Raw genomic sequence first — 19,359 nt, 5'->3', positions numbered from 1 at the left:
GCGGGCGGGGAGGCGCCGTACCCCCCGCCCGCCGTCTTCGACGCACCACACCCAGGGAGGCTGGCCATGCTCGAAGAACGTCGTGTCGGAGACGTCGGTGTCTGGTTCGTCGGGGCCCGCGGCTCCGTCGCCACCACCGCCGTGGCGGGGTGCGCGGCCGTCGCCGCCGGGCTGCACCCCCCGACGGGCATGGTCACCGAGACCCCGCCGTTCGCCGCGTCCGGCCTCCCCTCCCTCTCCTCGCTCGTCTTCGGCGGGCACGACACGGCGGCCTGCCCCCTGCCCAAGCGGGCGGAGGAGCTCACCGCGGCCGGCGTCCTCCCGCACGGCCTGGCCGACGCCGTACGCGGGGAACTGACCGCCGCGGACGGCGCCGTCCGCCCAGGCGGCCCCTCCGCCGGCGACACCCGCACCGACGACGAACTCATCGCGTCCTTCGCCTCCGACATCACCGACTTCACCCGCCGCCACGGCCTCACCCGTACCGTCGTCATCAACGTGGCCTCCACGGAACCCACCCCGGCACCGGACGCCCCACGCGCCGCGCCCAGCTCCCTCTACGCGGCCGCCGCACTGCGCGCCGGCTGTCCGTACGTCAACTTCACCCCCTCCACCGGGCTGCGCACCACGGCCCTCACCGACGCCTTCGCCGCCCGGGGACTTCCCCACGCGGGCCGCGACGGCAAGACGGGCCAGACGCTGCTCCGCTCCGTCCTCGCCCCGATGTTCGTGCAGCGCGCCCTGTCCGTACGGGCGTGGTCGGGCACCAACCTGCTGGGCGGCGGGGACGGGGCCGCGCTGGCCGACCCGGCCGCGGCGGCCGCGAAGAACGCCGGCAAGGAACGGGTCCTCACCGACACGCTGGGCCACGCCCCGGAGGGCGAGGTCCACATCGACGACGTACCGTCCCTCGGCGACTGGAAGACCGCCTGGGACCACATCGCCTTCGACGGGTTCCTCGGGTCGCGCATGGTCCTCCAGACCATCTGGCAGGGCTGCGACTCGGCTCTCGCCGCCCCCCTGGTCCTGGATCTCGCCCGCCTCGTCGCCCGCGCCCACGAGGCCGGCGTCTCCGGGCCCGTCCCCGAACTCGGCTTCTACTTCAAGGACCCCGACGGCGGGCCGGCGGCCCTGTCCGACCAGTACGCCGCGCTCCTGTCCTTCGCCGCCAGGCTCCGGGACGCCCGGTGACCCGCCCCGGCGGGCGCCCGCGCGGGGCGCGGCGGCGGGCCTGGGCGGAACTGCTGCGGGTGTCCGCCCTGTTCTCGGTGCCCGGCGACGCGCTCGCGGGCGCCTCCGCCGCGGGCGTACGTCCCGACCGGCGCACCGCGCTGGCCGTCGGCTCCTCCCTGTGCCTGTACGAGGCGGGCATGGCGCTGAACGACTGGGCGGACCGCGACGAGGACGCCGTCGACCGCCCGCACCGCCCCATCCCGTCGGGCCGCGTCACCCCGCGCGCCGCCCTGGCCGCGTCGGCCGCCCTCACCGCCACGGGCCTGGCGCTCGCCGCCCGCGCCGGCCGCGCCCCCCTGGCGGTGGCGACCGCGCTGGCCGCCACGGTGTGGGCGTACGACCTCCGCCTGAAGGACACCCGCGCGGCCCCCGCCGCCATGGCAACGGCCCGCGCCCTGGACCTCCTGCTCGGCGCGACGGCCACGGCCGGCACGGCCACACCCGCCGCCCCCGCGCGGCGCGCGACCGCCCGCGAAAAAGGGACGCACCGGGGCTCCCCGGCCGCCGCGCCCGCCGGACGGCGCGGGCCCGGCCGCCGCGTCCCGGCCCTGGCCGCCCTGCCGTCCGCCGCCCTGCTCGGCGCGCACACCTACGCGGTCACCGCCGTGTCCCGCCACGAGGTCCACGGCGGCTCGACCGCCGCCCCGCTCGCAGCACTCGCGGCCACCGCCCTGCTCGGCGCCATGGCGTCCCGCCCACCGGGAGGGGCGAGCGGCCGCCACACCCGCACGGCGACCCTCACCGCGGCGGCCTACCTCCGCACCGCCGGCGTCCCCCTGCTCCATGCGGCGCTCAACCCGTCGCCACCCCTCACCCGGCGTGCCGTCGGCGGTGGCATCCGCGCCATGATCCCCCTCCAGGCCACGCTCGCCGCCCGGGGCGGAGCCACCATCACGGGGCCGGCCCTCATGGGACTCGCCCCGCTCGCCCGCGCCCTCGCCCGGAAGGTGAGCCCCACATGACCGAGCCCGCCACCGGCGCGTCCCGCACGACCGCCCGCACCATCCCCCTCCGCTTCGGCTACGGCACCAACGGCCTCACCGACCTCCGCCTGGAGGACGCCCTCGTCCTCCTCGCCGACCTCGGGTACGACGGCGTCGGCCTGACCCTCGACCACATGCACCTCGACCCCCTCGCGCCGGACCTGGCCGCCCGCACCTCGCGGGTCGCCCGGCGCCTCGGCGACCTCGGTCTGGGCGTGACCGTCGAGACCGGCGCCCGCTACGTCCTCGACCCGCGCCGCAAGCACCTCCCGTCCCTCCTCGATCCCGACCCCGACGGCCGGGCAGCCCGCACCCGCCTCCTGCTCCGCGCCGTGCGGGTCGCCGCGGACCTCGGCGCCCACGCCGTGCACTGCTTCAGCGGCATCACCCCCCACGACATCCCGCCCACCGACACCACCACCGCCTGGAAACGGCTCGGGGAGTCACTCGCACCCGTCCTGGACGCGGCGGCCACCGCCCGCGTCCCGCTCGCCGTCGAACCCGAACCCGGCCACCTCATCGCCACCCTCGCCGACTTCCACCACCTCCGCCGCCTCCTCGGCGACCCCGCCCCCGGCCTCCTCGGCCTCACCCTCGACATCGGCCACTGCCAGTGCCTGGAACCGGCCGCCCCGGCCGACTGCGTCCGCGACGCCGCCCCCTGGCTGCACCACGTCCAGATCGAGGACATGCGGCGCGGCGTCCACGAACACCTGCCCTTCGGCGACGGAGAGATCGACTTCCCGCCCGTCCTCCAGGCGCTCGCCGCCACCGGATACCAGGGCCTGACGGTCGTCGAACTGCCCCGCCACTCCCACGCGGGACCCGAACTCGCCCGGCGGTCCATCGACTTCCTCAGCCGGCTCACCGGCAGCAAGGGGGCAACGGCACCATGACGACGATCCGCGAGGAACTGGACGACCGGCTCGACGGCGCCGCCCGCGCCTGGCTGGACGAGGCCCTCACCGAGGCCGCGCACGCCACCGGGGCCGCACCCCCCACGACCCCCGGCGCCGTGCCCCCCTGGGAACTGCGGTTCGCCTCCGCGGGCCGCCACTGCGGCCCGGAGCACGCCGACTCCGTACGCACCCTCCTCCTCCACGAGGCCCGCGCCGACACGGACACCCTCACCCGCCTCTACCGGCACGGCACCGCCGCCGAACGGCGCGCCGTCCTGCTCGCCCTCCCCGCCCTCGTACCGGGCCCGGACGCCCTGCCCCTGGTCGAGGACGCCCTGCGCACCAACGACACCCGGCTGGTCGCCGCCGCCGTCGGCCCCTACGCCGCCACCCACCTGGACCCGCACTCCTGGCGCCACGCCGTCCTCAAGTGCCTCTTCACTGGCGTCCCCCTCGACGCCGTCACCGGCCTTTCCCGGCGCGCCGGCGGCGACACCGAACTGGCGCGGATGCTGGCCGACTACGCCGCCGAACGCTCCGCCGCCGGCCGCCCCGCCCCCGCCGGCCTCCACCGCGTCCTCGCCCTGACCGTCCTCCCGCAGGAGTCCTGATGCGCATCTTCGACCCGCACATCCACATGACCTCCCGCACCACGGACGACTACGAGGCCATGTACGACGCCGGGGTCCGCGCCCTCGTCGAACCCTCCTTCTGGCTCGGCCAGCCCCGTACCTCGCCCGCCAGCTTCTTCGACTACTTCGACGCGCTGCTCGGCTGGGAACCCTTCCGCGCCGCCCAGTACGGCATCGCCCACCACTGTGCGCTGGCCCTCAACCCCAAGGAGGCCAACGACCCCCGCTGCACCCCCGTCCTCGACGCGCTGCCCCGCTATCTCGTCAAGGACTCCGTCGTCGCCGTCGGCGAGATCGGCTACGACTCCATGACCCCCGCCGAGGACACCGCCCTGGCCGCCCAGCTCCAGCTTGCCGCCGACCACGGCCTGCCGGCCCTCGTCCACACCCCCCACCGCGACAAGCTCGCCGGGCTGCGCCGCACCGTCGACGTCCTCCGCGAGTCCCACCTCCCCCCGGAGCGGGTGCTGCTCGACCACCTGAACGAGACCACCGTGAAGGAAGCCGCCGACAGCGGCGCCTGGCTCGGCTTCTCCATCTACCCCGACACCAAGATGGACGAGGACCGCATGGTCGCCGTCCTCAAGGACCACGGGACCGAACGCGTCCTGGTCAACTCGGCCGCCGACTGGGGGAGGAGCGACCCCCTCAAGACCCGCGGGGTCGGCGACGCCATGCTCGCCGCCGGCTTCACCGACGACGACGTCGACCGGGTCCTGTGGCGCAACCCCGTCGCCTTCTACGGCCTCAGCGGACGCCTGCACCTCGACCTCCCCTCCCCGGGCGCCCTCCACGAGGGCAACTCCATCCTCCGCGGCGGGGAATGAGAGGGGCGGGCCATGCGCTTCCGCCACCCGGACGGCTCGACCGTCCACCTCGCCTACTGCACCAACGTCCACCCCGCCGAAACGCTCGACGGCGTCCTCGCACAGCTGCGCGACCACGGCGAACCGGTCCGCAGACGCCTCGGTCGCGACCGCCTCGGCATCGGCCTCTGGCTCGCCAGGGCCGCCGCGCACGCCCTGACCGACGATCCGGCCGCCCTGCGCCGACTGCGCGCCGAACTCGACCGCCGGGGCCTGGAAGTCGTCACCCTCAACGGCTTCCCCTACGAGGGCTTCGGTGCCGAAGAGGTCAAATACCGTGTCTACCAGCCGGACTGGACCCGCCCGGAACGCCTGGCCCACACCACCGACCTGGCCCGCCTCCTCGCCGCGCTGCTGCCCGACGACATCACCGAGGGCTCGATCTCCACCCTGCCCCTCGCCTGGCGCACCTCCTTCGACACCGCCGCCGCCGCTCGCGCCCGCACCGCGCTGCTCACCCTCGCCGACCGCCTGGACGCCCTCGAAGAACTGACCGGCAAATCGCTGCGCATCGCCCTCGAACCCGAACCCGGCTGCACGATCGAGACCACAGCCGACGCGATCGGCCCGCTCACCGAGGTGTCCCACCCCCGCATCGGCATCTGCGTCGACACCTGTCACCTCGCCACCTCCTTCGAAGACCCCCACACGGCGGTCGAAGCCCTGGTGGCCGCCCGCGTCCCCATCCCCAAGGCCCAGCTCTCCGCCGCGCTCCATGCCGAACACCCCCACCTCCCCGAAGTCCGCGCGGCGCTCGCCGCGTTCGCCGAACCGCGCTTCCTCCACCAGACCCGCACCAGCACCGCCGCCGGCCTGCGCGGCACCGACGACCTCACCGAGGCACTCGACGGCGAGACGCTCCCCGACGGCGGCCCCTGGCGTGCCCACTTCCACGTCCCCCTGCACAGCCCGCCCGCCGCGCCCCTCACCTCCACCCTCCCCGTGCTCCGCGACGCCCTGGCCCGGCTCGTCGGCGGACCGGCCCCCCACACCCGCCACCTCGAAGTCGAGACCTACACCTGGCAGGCCCTCCCTCCCGGCCTGCGGCCCCGAACCCGCGGCAGGCTCGCCGACGGCATCGCCGCCGAACTCACCCTGGCCCGCGACCTCCTCACCGACCTCGGCCTCAAGGAACTGCCATGAACCGGCCCACCCCCCTCCTGGTCCTGGACGTCGTCGGCCTCACCCCCCAGCTCCTGGACCACATGCCCCGCCTCAAGCGTCTCGCCGGGTCCGGCTCCCGGGCCCCGCTCGGTACCGTCCTGCCCGCCGTGACCTGCGCCGCCCAGTCCACCTTCCTCACCGGCGCCCTCCCCGCCGAGCACGGCATCGTCGGCAACGGCTGGTACTTCCGCGAACTCGGCGACGTCCTGCTGTGGCGCCAGCACAACGGACTGGTCGCCGGCGACAAACTCTGGGACGCCGCCCGCCGAGCCCACCCCGGCTACACCGTCGCCAACATCTGCTGGTGGTACGCCATGGGCGCCGACACCGACCTCACCGTCACCCCCCGCCCCGTCTACTACGCCGACGGCCGCAAGGAACCCGACTGCTACACCCGGCCCCCGGCCCTGCACGACGAACTCACCGAGAAGTACGGCACCTTCCCCCTCTTCCACTTCTGGGGCCCCGGCGCCGGCATCGTCTCCAGCCGGTGGATCGTCGACGCCACCCGCCACATCATCCGCACCCGCACCCCAGACCTCGCCCTGAGCTACCTCCCGCACCTCGACTACGACCTCCAGCGCTACGGCCCGGACGACCCCCGCTCCCACCGGGCCGCCACCGAACTCGACACCGTGATGGCCCCCCTCCTCGACGACGCGGAGGCCGAGGGCCGGACCGTCGTCGCGCTCTCCGAATACGGCATCACCCGCGTGAACCGGCACGTCGACATCAACCGCGCCCTGCGCCGCGCCGGCCTGCTCGAGGTCCACACCCAGGACGGCATGGAGTACCTCGACCCCATGGCCTCCCGCGCCTTCGCCGTCGCCGACCACCAGATCGCCCACGTCTACGTACGGCACCCCGAGAACCCCGACAACCTGGCCGCCGCCCGCGAAGCCCTCGCCGCTCTGCCCGGCATCGAGACACTCCTCGACGACGAGGGCAAGAAGGCCCACGGACTGGACCACCCCCGGTCCGGCGAGCTGGTCGCCCTCGCCGAACCGGACGCCTGGTTCACGTACTACTACTGGCTCGACGAGGCCCGCGCGCCCGACTTCGCCCCGCTCGTCGAGATCCACCGCAAGCCCGGCTACGACCCCGTCGAGCTGTTCATGGACCCCCACGACCCCTACGTCCGCGTCAAGGCGGCCACGGCGCTCGCCCGCAAGAAGCTGGGCCTGCGCTACCGCATGGCGGTCGTGCCCCTCGACCCCTCACCTGTCCGCGGCAGCCACGGCCGCCTCCCCGCGAGCGACGACGAAGGTCCGCTCATCCTGTGCTCCACCCCCCGTGCTCTACCCGGCCGCGTCGCGGCCACCGATGTGAAGACCCTGCTGCTGCGACTCGCCGGTCTCCACTGACCCGACCTCAGTGAAGCAGACGCCACCGACAACGAGGAGTTATCCACATGCCGCGCACCACCAGGACCACCGACCCCGAACTCGCGCACAGGCTCAGCAGACGCGGCATGCTCGGCGTCGCCGCCGGTGCTACCGCCGCACTGCTCGCCGGCACCGGCACCGCCTCGGCCGCCGGCACCGGCACCGGCACCGGCACCGGCACCGGCACCGGGCAGGGACGAGGCCGCCCCGTCCTGCCGCCCGGCCGCCTCGGCATCCAGCTGTACTCCCTGCGCGACAAGGTCTCCACCCTCGGCTTCGCCAAGGTCTTCGAGGAACTGCGGCGCTTCGGCTACGACGAGGTCGAGTACGCCGGATACACCCAGGGCTCCGCCGGCCCCCTCACCCTCGCCCAGCTGAGGCGGATCACCCGCGACAACGGCCTGCGCGCCATCGGCAGCCACGTCGGCCACTACTCCTCCGACCCCGGCGCCTACACCTTCGCCCAGAACCTCACCCAGGTGCTCGACGACGCCCAGGCCCTCGGCCTGCGGCACATCGGCACCGCCTCCGGCCCCTGGCGCTACGGAGCCACCGTGGACGGCTGGAAGCGCTGCGCCGAGGAGTTCAACCACTACGGCGCCGAGGCGAAGAAGCGCGGCATGAAGTTCTACCAGCACAACCACGCCGAGGAGTTCTCCTTCGCCACCGACCGGCCCGACGTCCGGCTCTACGACGTCCTGCTCGCGGAGACCGACCCCGACCTCGTCTACCTGGAGATGGACATCTACTGGGCGTACGCCGGCCAGTACCGCTTCAGCCGGCGCGCCGACGGCACGCCCGCCCCCTTCGACCCCCTCGCCTACGTGCTGAAGCAGCCCGACCGGTACCCGCTCTTCCACGTCAAGGACGGCGAACGCGACGACTCCGCCCGCGACGGCTACCGGATGGTGGACGTCGGGGACGGGGACATCGACTACCAGCGCTTCATGTCGGCGGTCGGCCGCACCCGCGGCGGCCGGCGCGACCACCACTGGCAGGCCGAGCACGACAACCCGGTCGAGTCCCTCGCCTTCGCCCGCAAGGCGAGCGCGCACCTGCACTCGCTGCGCGAGAAGGACTGCTGAGCGGACGTACCGCTCCACGTCCCGGCCGACCGGCCGCGGGTCCGCCTCGATGCGGCGGGCCCGCGGCCGCCCCGGCAGCCGTCCCGACGCCGGCCCCACCCGCTAACCGATGCCCTGCCGGTCGGGCCGCAGAGCGAACGCCCGGTCGGAGGACTGCGGCACCGCCAGCTCCACCGCCTGCCGCAGGAGCGCGCGATGGCGCATCAGCGGTTCCCGCCGTTCCGCGGGCGCGAGCAGGAGCAGGTCGTCGATGCCCGCGAGCATCCGCCGCGTCACCTGTGGGCTCTGCGCCGAACAGGCCCGCAGTTCGGTGAATGCCAGGTCCGTCAGGTCGTCCCAGCCCGGTACGTCGCGGACCAGCCGTACCGCACCCCGCCGGTCGCGGTGCCGCAGGGTGCCCAGGGGGCGCGGCGCGACGGCCGCCAGGAACTGCACGATCCGGTCGAGGCACTGGACGGCCGTCGTCGGATCGTTCACCGCCGGAGACATCGCCCGCAGCGCGATGTCCACCAGTTGCCGCAGCCCGAACGACACATCCTGGTGGAACGTCCGATCCACCCCCACCGACACCGAGGAACGCAACGCCGCCGGGGCCGGCGCGCGGCCGCCGTGCACGGCCAGCACCGGCGTACCGGGCACCACGTAGTCGCCGATGCGCGGGATCAGCCGCAGCACCGCGCCCTGCCGCCGCGCCAGCCGTACCAGCCGCGCCACGTCCACGTCCCGCAGCACCCCGGCCCGCCCCCGGTGCGCCACCCGGCCCGACTCGGGTGGCAGCGGCGCCTCCTCCGGCCCGCCGGCCGGCTGCCGCCCCAGCACGTGCAGCGCCTCCCGCGTGATCAGGTCGATCACCGGCCCCACCTGCATGAGGCGCAGAGTGGTCGTCACGTACGCGATGAACAGCAGCAGGCTCAGCCCCACCAGCAGCAGCGTGACCACCGACTGCACCAGCGGCACCGTCGTGACCCGCTCCGGCTCCGTCGTGCTCTCGTACGACGTCAGCACCAGCAGCGAGAACAGGAACGTCGACAGGAACACGGTCAGCGTCAGCTTGCTGATCCTGCTCCGGACGAAGATCCGCACCACCCGGGGCGTGAGCTGCCCGGCGGCCAATTGCACCGCCACCAGGGAGATGCTGAAGACGACGCCGATGAAGGTCATCATGGCCGAGCTGACCGTGGTGACGATCGCCTTGGCGTCCTCGGCGATGGCGGTGAGATCCCCGATCTCGGCGTACGCCCGCCGGTCCCGCAGATGGTCGACGATCGCGGTGTCGGCCGTCGCCGCCGCCGTCCACAGCACGAGAGACACCGCCAGACCCATGGTCGGCGCGAACCAGAAGGTGTCCCTCAGGTGCTCGCGCAGCGCCGACAGCATGCGGGGCCTGCGGTACTCCGGCACAAAGCTCACCTTCGCACGCTATCCCCGCGCCACCCCCACCGTGAGTACGGCCGTGGAAACGCTGCGTATGTGTCGCGCCGGGGTCTCCGCGCGAACCCCGCCCGGCCGCCTGACCACGGGATATACGGGTGAAGGGCCGCTCGAACCCCTGGTAGAGTTATCCATGTCGCCGCGGGGAGGACCCGCCCGGCGACAGACACCTTGTCCGGGTGGCGGAATGGCAGACGCGCTAGCTTGAGGTGCTAGTGCCCTTTATCGGGCGTGGGGGTTCAAGTCCCCCCTCGGACACCACGTGGGACGTCCACGAGATCGTCCCGAAGCGTTCACGAATCACCGGTCGAGTCATGTGACTCACCGGTAATTCGTCGTTTCCGCGGTCTCGAGCCTTGTGATCGACTCGACGAGGAGGCGGGGCCGTGGCGGTCCAGGTACTGAGCCTCTCTCCTGCGGAAACAGGCGCGTAGCGATCCTGACATGCGGCCGCTTAGCCGGCCAATCGAGGAGCGCGTGCGACTGGCCGCCGAGGTCGGCACACCCGCGGGGGCGGAACCGTTGCACCGGAGGAGGCGGTCGCCATCCTTACGAGCGCTCCTGGACGCGACCGTGCGGGACACGCGTTGCCTGCACGTCCCGAGCCTCGTCCCGGTAGAGCTGGTGCAGGAGACAAAAGGGCGGGACGGGGTCGTCGTGCGGACGGCGATGAGCCGGGGCCGGGGCGTCGTGGAGATGTTCACCTCGGAGACGTCCCCTGCTGGCCGGCAGGTCCAGGAAGGTCAGTACCGGCTGGTCTACCCGACGGGTTGTGCCCGCGGCCCCGGCCCGACGCGGCGGGAGGCCCGCGCCACAGTGACTACTTTTGCTTCGACCGGGCGCGTACCCGGCTGCGCGACACGGGTCCCGAGCGACCTGCAACCGCCCCGAATGCTCCGCTGTCCTTCGGCGGGTTCGCGTCCGATTCGTCTACCGGAGCATCTCCGCGCAGGACCTGACGATCAAACAGGTCGTCACGGCTCGGAAGCACCTCCGCGCGGTGGGCTTTGAGCTGGCACACGGACGCGTGGGCAAGGGACATGTGCGGCCGAGTGCCGATTGAAAGGGGATGGCGGACTCCCGGTCTCTGCAAAGCCCCATACCGGACATGAGGCCCTCAGTTGTCGCCGATACAGCAGCAGACGGTGAATCTCTTGTCCATCTGTGAGGTGGCTCTGGCTCCCATGGAACCGCTGCCGGACGGAAGGGAGTTGCGCCGGATCACTGCCGCGGAGCTCCATTTCTCCGACATCATCGGGGCATGCAAAAGCTTGAGGCGCACGAGATGCCCCTGCACAAGGTGTTCAGCAGCGACTACGACTTCCAGATCCCCGACTACCAGCGCCCGTACGCCTGGCAGGAGGAGCAGGCGTCCCAGTTGCTGACCGACCTGCAGGAGGCTTTGGACCGCGGTGCGGACGAGCCGTACTTCCTCGGGTCCGTCGTACTCGTCAAGGGCGGCGGGGCCCCCAAGGCGGAAGTCATCGACGGCCAGCAGCGGCTCACCACCCTCACCATCCTCTTGTCGGTCCTGCGCGACCTCACCGAGGACGCGGAACTGCGGGGTGATCTCGACCGGCTGGTGATGGAGCCGGGCGCCAAGATCCGTGGCCTCGCCCCGCAGCCACGGCTCACCCTGCGATACCGCGACAAAGACTTCTTCGAGAAGTACGTGCAGACGAAGGGCGCGGTGGACACGCTGCTGGCGCTCAAGGAGGACAGCCTGCGGACCGACGCGCAGAAGGCCATCCTCCGCAACGCGCGGGTCTTGCACAGCAGCCTCGCCGCGCAGACCGAGCAGCGCCGGCTGGAACTGGCTCAGATGCTGGCCGAGCGGACTTTCCTGGTCGTCGTCAGCACTCCCGACCTCGACAGTGCCCACCGGATCTTCAGCGTCATGAACTCCCGCGGCCTGGACCTGTCGCCCACCGACATCTTCAAGTCGCAGATCATCGGTGACCTTGACGCGGAGGCGTCCGAGGCGTGCGCCACCACCTGGGAGGACGCGGAGGAGATGCTGGGGCGCGACGACTTCGCGGAGCTCTTCCTCCATCTGCGGTTGATCTTCGCCAAGAAGCGGGCGGAGCAGGAGCTGCTCAAGGAGTTCCCGGAGCAGGTGCTGAGCCAATACCTCCCGGACAGGGCTGAGGCCTTCGTCCATGACGTCGTTCGGCCATATGCCGAGGCCTACGCTCAGATCAAGGAGGCCCGTTATGAGTCGGCTTCGGGCGCGGAGGCGGTCAACGCCTGGTTCAGGAGGCTCCATCAGATCGACAACTACGACTGGCGACCGGCCGCTCTCTGGGCGCTGCGCCACCATGAGAGCGACCCGGCATGGCTCGACGCGTTCCTGCGGGCTTTGGAGCGCCTGTCGGCCAGCATGTTCATCCGACGCGTCTACACGACACCTCGCGTCATGCGCTATGCCGAGTTGCTCCGGCAGCTCGACGAGGGCCAGGGCCTCGACTCCCCGGCCCTCGAACTGAGGGATGACGAGAAGGCGGACACCCTTACCTTGCTCGACGGCGATCTCTATCTCGTCCGCAGGATCCGCAAGTACGTTCTGCTTCGCCTCGACGAGCTGCTGGCCCGAGGGCAGGGGGTGACGTACGACCACCCGCTCATCACGGTGGAACACGTTCTGCCGCAGAGCCCGAATGACGACTCGCAGTGGGTCGAGCTGTTCGATGAGGAGCAGCGCGCTCAGTGGACGCACCGCCTGGGAAACCTGGTTCTACTGAACCGCGCCAAGAACTCTGCGGCCCAGAACTACGACTTCGCCGCCAAGAGGGCCAAGTACTTCACCGGACGCGGGGGAGTGGTCCCCTTCGCGCTGACGAGCCAGGTGCTCCAGCACGCCGAGTGGACCCCCGAGTCGCTCAAGGCCAGGCAGGAGGAGCTGCTGGGCGTGCTCGCCGAGGAGTGGCGTCTCTGAGTGCGGGCCGAGGACCCTATACCTCGGTTTCATACCGAAAAACTTTATGAAATTCCGCTAAGTCCTATGGTCTGCTGCGTACTCTCGGGAAGTGATCTTGCGACTCGCGGGACCCTCGACAGCAATCAGCCCAGTTGCGGCTGGTCAAAGGATCTCGTGAACGACCCACCACGGACCACGTGAGGCCCCTGATCCATCAGGGGCCTTTTGCGTTGCGCCGCGGCCCAGCGCCTCCGGCACCGCCGGTCACCACGGCCGCAACGGCGGGATGCGCCCTCCGGGGCGTAGGAGGGTCCGGACGGCGGCGGCCGCCGGGACGACGACGCTGTCGTCCCGGCGGCCGCCGTTCGGCGAGCGGGTCGGCTACCACTCGGCGCCGATGGCCCCGCCCTTGTTCCAGCCGCCGGCGGCGATCTTCGAGCCGCCGGCCGACTCAAGGGCGGCGAACTTGCCCTTGTCCCACTCGACGGCGTGGAACTTGCCGTGGTCGTCGTTCTCGTAGCCGTCGGCGGCGGCGGGGACGGTGCCGAGCGCCAGGGCAGCGGCGACGAGAGCCGTGCAGGCAAAGGCCTTCCTGAGCATGTGTTCCTCCGTGGACGCGCCGCCCGGTCCGTCCGGGCGGGGTTCGGAGGGAGGGGTTCCCTCGATCGCGGGGACCGGCGCGCCCCTCGGGGTGGATCCCACCCTTTCGAGGGGTGCCCGGTCAGCGCATTTGGCGGCGCACCAGGTCGTACAGGTGACCGTCCGGGTCGGCGAGGAGCGTGGCGGGAGGGCCTTCCTCGACGACACGGCCGGCCGACATGACGATCACCCGGTCGGCGTCCATGACCGTCGACAGCCGGTGGGCGATCACCAGCCGGGTGGCGTCGAGGCGGCGCGTGGAGTCGATGACGACGCGCTGCGTCTCGTTGTCCAGCGCGCTGGTCGCCTCGTCCAGGAACAGGATCCGGGGCCGGCGGATCAGGGCCTGGGCGATCATGAGCCGCTGGCGCTGGCCGCCGGAGATCGCCCCGCCGCCGGCGATCATCGTGTGCAGGCCCATCGGCATCCGCCTGATGTCCTCCGCCAGGCCGGCCATCTCCGCGGCGGTCCACACCTCCTCCTGGGAGAAGGACTCGGCCCCGCTGATGCAGTCCAGGATGGAGCCGGTCAGGGGCTGGGCGTTCTGCAGGACGACACCGCACTGGCGCCGCACCGCCGCCTGGTCGAGAGCGGTCAGGTCCTGGCCGTCGTACAGGACGCTGCCCGAGACCGGCCGGTCGAAGCCGATGAGCAGGCGCAGCAGCGTCGACTTGCCGCAGCCGCTCGGGCCGACCACCGCCACGAACTCGCCCGGACGGATGTCGAGCGACACGTCGTCGAGGACCAGGGGCGCGTCGTCGGAGTAGCGGAAGGAGAGGTTGCGCGCCTCCACGGCGCCCGACAGGACACCGGGCGCGGTGGTCGAACCGCGGACCTCGGGCGCCTCCTCCAGGACCGGCTTGACCTGCTCGTACAGGGGCAGCGCCGCGGCGGCCGACACCAGGGCGCCGGTGACCTGCGTGACGGACGTCAGCAGCATCGTCACCGACGTGCTGAACGTCAGGAACCCGCCGGCCGTCATGCTGCCGCGCGCCGGTCCCGCCAGCAGCATGAACATGATGAGCGAGCAGAGCGGCAGGTACACCGCGTCCAGGACGGTGGTGACGACGCGGATCCGGCCCGCCTGGCGCTGGAGCTCGCGGGAGCGGGCGAACTGGCGCGCCCACGCCGCGTACGCGAAGCTCTCCGCCGCCGCCACCCGCAGTTTCGGCAGTCCCCGCAGGGTCTGGAAGGCCTGGTTGTTGAGCTTGTTGTTCAGCTCGACCAGCCGCCGCTGCCAGCGCACCTGCCACAGCCCGAGCCCCAGGAAGACGACCGCGATGACCAGCAGCATGGCCATCGCCGTCAGCGCCAGCGGGACGCTGTAACAGAGCAGCAGCACCACGTTGACCACGCCGACCGTGCTCGCCTGCACGGCCACCGGGCCGACGCCGGTCAGTACCCGGCGGATCGCGCTGATGCCCATGGCGGCGCTCGCCAGCTCCCCGGTGGAGCGTTCGGCGAAGAACTTCGTCGGCAGCCGCAGCAGCCGGTCCCACACGGCGGGCTGGAGGATGCTCTCGACGCGGCCCTCCATCCGCAGCACCGTCAGGTTCTGCATCAGCATGAACGCGGCCGAGACCACGCCCGCCACCATCACGGCCAGCGCCATCTGCGCGATCGGGCCCGTCCGCCCGGCCGGCACGTACGCGCCGAGGATCCGCCCCGTCGCGACCGGCACCAGCGCGCCCAGGCCCACCGTCACCAGCCCGGCGAGGGCCAGCCTGCGGGCGTCGCCCCCGGCGCCCCGCAGGCTGAAGCGCATCAGCCGCGCCGGCGTCATCGGCCGCTCGGGCAACGGCCGGTAGAACATCACCGCCCGGGGCTCCAGCTCGGCGGCCTTCTCCCCGTCGATCCGCAACCGCAGGCCCGACGCCGGGTTCACCGCCTCGTACCGGCCGCGCCGCCACAGCAGCGCCACCGGGGCGCCGGACTTCGCCCAGTGCCCCACCAGGGGGCCCGAGTCGGTCCGCCACCAGCGCCCCTCCAGCCGTACCGACCGGGTACGGACCCGGGAGGCGAGCGCGATCCGCTCCACCGCGCCGGTCCGCTCGTCGGCGACGCCGCCCGCCGACGGCTCGGCCAGGGTGATCCCGGCCGCCCGGGCGACGTGCCGGCACACCGCGAAGGTGGCGTCGTCGGACGCCGCGGGCGTCTTCTTCCGGCCCGTGCGCCCCGGCCGGCCGATCGACGCCAGCAGCGCCTGGTCGGCCCGCGTGCGGACCGCCTCACCCGCCCTGAGGCCGGCCGCCGCCCGGTCCTCGTGCGCCCGCTCCAGCTGCTCGATCCAGCGGTCCACGGCGGCCAGCAGCCGGTACTGCTGGTTCACCATCCGCTGCCACAGCGCGGCGTCGACGAGCAGATCGCCCGCCGCCTCCACGCCGTACACGGCCGGGTACGCCGCGCCGTAACGGACGCTGCCGGGCGGAACCGGCATCCACAGCATGTCGTCGGCGGCCACGGTCCCGTCGCCCGGGGCGCGCCCGTCGCCGAGCGGCGCCTCGAACAGCACGCCCAGGCTGCGGGCGGTGCCCAGCGCCACGGCGTGCTCCACGGGCGCCCCCGCGCCGTACGGGTCGTAGGTGCCGTGGCTGCCGTAGGGGTCGTGCGAGTGGCACGGGTCGTGCGGGGCGTACGGGTCCTGGTCGGCGTACAGCTCGCGCAGCGCGATCCGGCGCAGCACGCAGTCCTGCGTCGGGCGGCCCACCAGCGTGTGCTGCGGTCCCTCGACGGGGCCGAGGAGCAGGCTCCCCGTCTCCAGGCGGCCCAGGAAGTGCCAGTGGCCCTGCTCGGCGGCGTCGACGGCGAACAGGTCGAGCCCGCCGGCCACGACCAGCCACAGCACGTGCGGCCCGTCGAGCGGCACGTTCCGCAGACCCGCGCACGCGACGGGGTGGCCCAGGGTGCCCAGGGCGTGGACCACCGGGTCGGCGGCCACCCCGGGATGACCGGATCGCGGGTGAGCGGCCTCCTGGTGGACGGACTCGGGACGCACGGACATGTCAGCGCTCCTCGACCAGCTCGGCGTACGCCCCTCGGGCGGCGAGCAGGTCCTCGTGGCGGCCCCGCTCGACGACCGTGCCGTGGTCCAGGACCACGATCTCGTCGCTGTCGCGGACCGTGGACAGCCGGTGGGCGATCACCACGCACGCGCAGCCGCGCCGCCGCAGGTTGTCGATGATGACCTGCTCGGTGCGGGCGTCCAGAGCGCTGGTCACCTCGTCCAGCACGAGGACGCTCGGTCGCCGCACCAGGGCGCGGGCGATCTCCAGCCGCTGGCGCTGCCCGCCCGAGAAGTTGCGGCCGTCCTGTTCCACGCGGCTGTGGATGCCCCCGGGGCGCCGGGCGACGACGTCGTCGTACACGGCCGCGTCCCTGAGGGCCGCGACGACCGCGTCGTCCGAAATGGAGGGGTCCCACAGGGCGACGTTGTCCCGCACGGTGCCCTCGAAGAGGAACACGTCCTGGTCGACGAAGGACACGGAGGCGGCCAGCGCGCCGCGCGGGATGTCCTCCAGGCGTCGGCCGTCGATGCGGATCGTCCCCTCCCAGGGGGCGTACAGGCCCGAGATCAGCCGGGACACGGTCGACTTGCCGCTGCCGGAGCCGCCGACCAGCGTGACCTGCCGGCCGGGGCGCAGGGTCAGCGAGAAGCCGCTCAGCAGCGGAGCGTCCAGCGGGCTGTAGCCGAAGGTGATGTTCTCCAGCTCCACGTGGCCCTTGAGGCGGCGGGTGTCGGCGTCCGGCTCCACGCGCGCGTAGAGGGCGTCCACGGGGAAGTTCTCGACGTCCTTCAGCCGGGCCACGTCGGCGGCGAAGTCCTGGATGCGGCCGGCCACCCCGTTCAGGCGGGTGATGGGCGCGGTGAACCGCGTCACCAGGGCCTGGAAGGCGACGAGCAGACCGATGGAGAGGTGGCCCTCCACCGCCCGCAGGCCACCGATCCAGAGGATCAGCGCGCTGTTGAGGGTGGCCAGGGTGGGTGCGACGACCGCCAGGGCGGCGCTGGGCACGCCGAGGCGTTGCTGCACCTCCAGCGTGGTGGCGTGCTGGCCCGCCCAGCGGCGGAAGTAGCCGTCCTCGCCGCCGGTCGCCTTCATGGTCTCGATCAGCTGGAGACCCGTGTAGGAGGTGTTGGTCAGCCGCGCGCTGTCGGCCCGCAGCTTCTGGGTGTGCGTCGACCGCAGCCGGATCACCGTCCGCATGGCGACGACGTTGAGCAGCGCCATCAGCACACCCACCAGTGTCAGTTGGGGGTCGTACGTCCACAGCAGCAGCGCGTAGAGGACGACCACGACCCCGTCCACCCCGGCGGCGGCGAGGTCCCTCGCCAGTGTCTCGGCCACCGCGTCGTTGGACTGGAGCCGCTGCACCAGGTCGGCGGGGCTGCGCTGGGCGAAGAACGTCACCGGCAGCCGCATCAGGTGCCGGAGGAAGCGGGCGCTGCCGAGGGTGGAGGCGATGATGCGCCCCCGCAGCAGGTTCGCCTGCTGCAGCCCGGTCAGCACGGCGGTCAGGGCGACCATCGCCGCCATCGCCGCGAACAGCGGTCCCAGCACCGAGGTCTGGCCGCCGATCAGGAACATGTCGATGTACGTACGGCTCAGCGCGGGCAGCACCGCGCCCACCGCGACGAGCAGAAGGCTGGCGAGCAGCGCCGCGAGCAGCGTGCCCGTCGTGCCGCGCAGCCGGGCGGGCACGGCGCTCAGGAAACCGGGCCTGCGACCGCCCGCGCGGAAGCCGGGGCCGGGCTCGAAGACCAGCGCGACACCGGTGAAGCTGGTGTCGAACTCCTCCGGCGGGACGAAACGGCGGCCCTTGGCGGGGTCGTTGACGTACACGCCGCGGCGGCCGAAGCGGCGCCCCGTCCCGTCGTAGACGACGTAGTGGTTGAACTCCCAGAACAGGATGGCCGGAACCGGCACCCCGGCGAGCGCCTCGGGCTCCATCTGCATGCCCTTGGCCTCCAGGCCGTAGGTCCGGGCGGCCTTCAGCACGTTGCTGGCGCGGGAGCCGTCGCGGGAGACCCCGCACGCGATGCGCAGCTCCTCCAGCGGCACGTGCCGTCCATGGTGGGCGAGCACCATGGAGAGGCAGGCGGCCCCGCACTCCACGGCCTCCATCTGGAGCACGGTGGGCGTGCGGACGGTACGGGGCCGCTTGGCAGCGGCGGGCCGCCCGGCCCTCGCCCCGCGCCGTGGAGCCTGCCCGGCGCGGCGCCGGCCGCCCGGCGCGCTCACGGCAGCAGCCATTCGGCCGGGTGCTGCGAGGCCAGGTGCACGGAGGCGCTCACCGGGGTCATGGAGTCGAGCGCGTACGCCGGGCCGCCGGACGTCGACCAGGCGTACCCGGTCCGCGTCGAGGCCGACCGTTCCAGCTCGACCAGGACCGCCACGGGCTGGCCGGCGCGGGAGAACTGCTCGCCCAACTGGCTGTTGCCGAGGAACGCGCCGATGCGCTGGCGGCTCTGGGGGGTGCGGCCGACGGATGTCACCCGGCCGCGCAGGACGCCGTACGTCTGTGCCGGCACCGACGGGACGGTGAGGTCGACGGCGGCGCCCACGGGTACGGTCGCGCCGCGCTCCGCGGGGACGTAGACTGTCGCCGTGAGAGGGGCGTCCTTCGTGGCGACCCGCTCGACGGACGCCACGTCGGAGCCGGTGGTGACCACGGAGCCGATCGTCGCGACGAGTGTCGTCATCCGGCCCGCGGCGATGGTGCGCACCATGGACGGACCCTGGGCGGTGCGGACCTCCAGCAGCGGCGCGTCGGAGGGCAGGTGGTCCCCCTCCTCGGCGAGCACGCGGGTGACCTGGCCGGCGACGGGGCTCTGGAGGACGTAACTGCCCCTGCCATGGGTGAGGATGCCGGGCGCGGTGAGCGTGGAGGACACCGTTCCGGTGACGGCCCATACGGCCGCGGCCGTCATGGCGACGACGGTGACGGCCAGCACGAGAAGGCCCTGCGGGCGGGCGAGTCGCACCGGCAGGTCCATTTCCTCGGGCGATTGCAGCTTGGAAAGGGCCTTTTGGCGGAACTGCACGTAACTCTTCCCTCAACTGCGCATGTCCGGATCAGGAGGTGAACCGAGCGGTGCGCCCCGGAACGGTGAAGTCCCGGGGCCC

Annotated in this window: 14 protein-coding genes and 1 tRNA gene; 10 read left to right on the top strand and 5 right to left on the bottom strand. The window is 72.8% G+C overall.

The features are described 5' to 3' along the window. The first annotated feature begins 66 nt into the window (after nucleotides 1-66). Genes AC07DW_RS11280 through AC07DW_RS11245 form a run of 8 tightly spaced genes read left to right on the top strand, consistent with a single transcriptional unit; the run spans nucleotide 67 to nucleotide 8,247 of the window. On the top strand, nucleotides 67-1,191 hold the full coding sequence (locus AC07DW_RS11280; protein WP_478857380.1) for an inositol-3-phosphate synthase: 1,125 nt from the start codon (nucleotides 67-69) through the stop codon (nucleotides 1,189-1,191). Further along, the gene (locus AC07DW_RS11275; RefSeq protein WP_478857379.1) at nucleotides 1,188-2,195 is read left to right on the top strand and encodes an SCO3242 family prenyltransferase; all 1,008 of its coding nucleotides are present in this window, start codon (nucleotides 1,188-1,190) and stop codon (nucleotides 2,193-2,195) included. The genes AC07DW_RS11280 and AC07DW_RS11275 overlap by 4 nt, the downstream gene beginning before the upstream one ends. Further along, nucleotides 2,192-3,112, top strand: coding sequence for a sugar phosphate isomerase/epimerase family protein (locus AC07DW_RS11270; RefSeq protein WP_478857378.1), 921 nt, complete (start codon nucleotides 2,192-2,194; stop codon nucleotides 3,110-3,112). Before AC07DW_RS11275 ends, AC07DW_RS11270 begins: the two co-directional genes overlap by 4 nt. Then, nucleotides 3,109-3,726: an EboA domain-containing protein gene (locus tag AC07DW_RS11265; RefSeq protein ID WP_478857377.1), complete on the top strand. Its 618-nt coding sequence runs from the start codon at nucleotides 3,109-3,111 to the stop codon at nucleotides 3,724-3,726. Before AC07DW_RS11270 ends, AC07DW_RS11265 begins: the two co-directional genes overlap by 4 nt. Further along, nucleotides 3,726-4,574, top strand: coding sequence for a TatD family hydrolase (locus AC07DW_RS11260; protein WP_478857376.1), 849 nt, complete (start codon nucleotides 3,726-3,728; stop codon nucleotides 4,572-4,574). The genes AC07DW_RS11265 and AC07DW_RS11260 overlap by 1 nt, the downstream gene beginning before the upstream one ends. A 12-nt stretch (nucleotides 4,575-4,586) precedes the next feature. Beyond that, entirely contained in the window at nucleotides 4,587-5,756 is a 1,170-nt protein-coding gene (gene eboE, locus AC07DW_RS11255) for a metabolite traffic protein EboE (protein WP_478857375.1), read from the top strand. Then, a complete protein-coding gene (locus tag AC07DW_RS11250; RefSeq protein WP_478857374.1) occupies nucleotides 5,753-7,141 on the top strand; it encodes an alkaline phosphatase family protein in 1,389 nt (462 codons plus the stop codon). Before eboE ends, AC07DW_RS11250 begins: the two co-directional genes overlap by 4 nt. A gap of 47 nt (nucleotides 7,142-7,188) precedes the next feature. Beyond that, a complete protein-coding gene (locus tag AC07DW_RS11245; RefSeq protein WP_478857373.1) occupies nucleotides 7,189-8,247 on the top strand; it encodes a sugar phosphate isomerase/epimerase family protein in 1,059 nt (352 codons plus the stop codon). Nucleotides 8,248-8,349: 102 nt separating this feature from the next. Here AC07DW_RS11245 and AC07DW_RS11240 read toward each other — a convergent pair whose 3' ends face one another. Then, nucleotides 8,350-9,624 carry a DUF2254 domain-containing protein gene (locus tag AC07DW_RS11240; protein ID WP_478857490.1) on the bottom strand — a complete coding sequence of 425 codons (1,275 nt, stop codon included), beginning with the start codon at nucleotides 9,622-9,624 and terminating at the stop codon, nucleotides 8,350-8,352. A 227-nt stretch (nucleotides 9,625-9,851) separates the two neighbouring features. Here AC07DW_RS11240 and AC07DW_RS11235 point away from each other — a divergent pair. After that, a tRNA-Leu gene (locus tag AC07DW_RS11235) sits at nucleotides 9,852-9,939 on the top strand. 1,000 nt (nucleotides 9,940-10,939) lie between these two features. Next, entirely contained in the window at nucleotides 10,940-12,613 is a 1,674-nt protein-coding gene (locus AC07DW_RS11230) for a DUF262 domain-containing protein (protein WP_478857372.1), read from the top strand. Between the two features lie 363 nt (nucleotides 12,614-12,976). Here AC07DW_RS11230 and AC07DW_RS11225 read toward each other — a convergent pair whose 3' ends face one another. From AC07DW_RS11225 to AC07DW_RS11210, 4 genes are all read right to left on the bottom strand, one after another. Further along, nucleotides 12,977-13,195 (bottom strand): hypothetical protein, encoded by a 219-nt coding sequence (locus AC07DW_RS11225; RefSeq protein ID WP_478857371.1) that lies wholly within the window; start codon nucleotides 13,193-13,195, stop codon nucleotides 12,977-12,979. Nucleotides 13,196-13,316: 121 nt separating this feature from the next. Then, nucleotides 13,317-16,235 (bottom strand): NHLP bacteriocin export ABC transporter permease/ATPase subunit, encoded by a 2,919-nt coding sequence (locus AC07DW_RS11220; protein WP_478857370.1) that lies wholly within the window; start codon nucleotides 16,233-16,235, stop codon nucleotides 13,317-13,319. Between the two features lies 1 nt (nucleotide 16,236). Beyond that, nucleotides 16,237-18,486: an NHLP family bacteriocin export ABC transporter peptidase/permease/ATPase subunit gene (locus tag AC07DW_RS11215; RefSeq protein WP_478857369.1), complete on the bottom strand. Its 2,250-nt coding sequence runs from the start codon at nucleotides 18,484-18,486 to the stop codon at nucleotides 16,237-16,239. After that, nucleotides 18,471-19,277: a hypothetical protein gene (locus AC07DW_RS11210; protein WP_478857368.1), complete on the bottom strand. Its 807-nt coding sequence runs from the start codon at nucleotides 19,275-19,277 to the stop codon at nucleotides 18,471-18,473. Before AC07DW_RS11210 ends, AC07DW_RS11215 begins: the two co-directional genes overlap by 16 nt. Nucleotides 19,278-19,359 lie beyond the last annotated feature (82 nt).

This window comes from Streptomyces sp. NPDC045701 (genome assembly GCF_056432045.1).
Note: the sequence above shows the minus strand (reverse complement) of the source record. Positions and strands in the feature narration are given on the sequence as shown.

Coding starts and splice junctions, on each gene's coding strand:
- AC07DW_RS11280 (WP_478857380.1), top strand. CDS start 67: ATGCTCGAAGAACGTCGTGTCGGAGACGTCGGTGTCTGGTTCGTCGGG.
- AC07DW_RS11270 (WP_478857378.1), top strand. CDS start 2,192: ATGACCGAGCCCGCCACCGGCGCGTCCCGCACGACCGCCCGCACCATC.
- AC07DW_RS11265 (WP_478857377.1), top strand. CDS start 3,109: ATGACGACGATCCGCGAGGAACTGGACGACCGGCTCGACGGCGCCGCC.
- AC07DW_RS11260 (WP_478857376.1), top strand. CDS start 3,726: ATGCGCATCTTCGACCCGCACATCCACATGACCTCCCGCACCACGGAC.
- eboE (WP_478857375.1), top strand. CDS start 4,587: ATGCGCTTCCGCCACCCGGACGGCTCGACCGTCCACCTCGCCTACTGC.
- AC07DW_RS11250 (WP_478857374.1), top strand. CDS start 5,753: ATGAACCGGCCCACCCCCCTCCTGGTCCTGGACGTCGTCGGCCTCACC.
- AC07DW_RS11245 (WP_478857373.1), top strand. CDS start 7,189: ATGCCGCGCACCACCAGGACCACCGACCCCGAACTCGCGCACAGGCTC.
- AC07DW_RS11240 (WP_478857490.1), bottom strand. CDS start 9,624: ATGCTGTCGGCGCTGCGCGAGCACCTGAGGGACACCTTCTGGTTCGCG.
- AC07DW_RS11230 (WP_478857372.1), top strand. CDS start 10,940: ATGCAAAAGCTTGAGGCGCACGAGATGCCCCTGCACAAGGTGTTCAGC.
- AC07DW_RS11225 (WP_478857371.1), bottom strand. CDS start 13,195: ATGCTCAGGAAGGCCTTTGCCTGCACGGCTCTCGTCGCCGCTGCCCTG.
- AC07DW_RS11220 (WP_478857370.1), bottom strand. CDS start 16,235: ATGTCCGTGCGTCCCGAGTCCGTCCACCAGGAGGCCGCTCACCCGCGA.
- AC07DW_RS11215 (WP_478857369.1), bottom strand. CDS start 18,486: ATGGCTGCTGCCGTGAGCGCGCCGGGCGGCCGGCGCCGCGCCGGGCAG.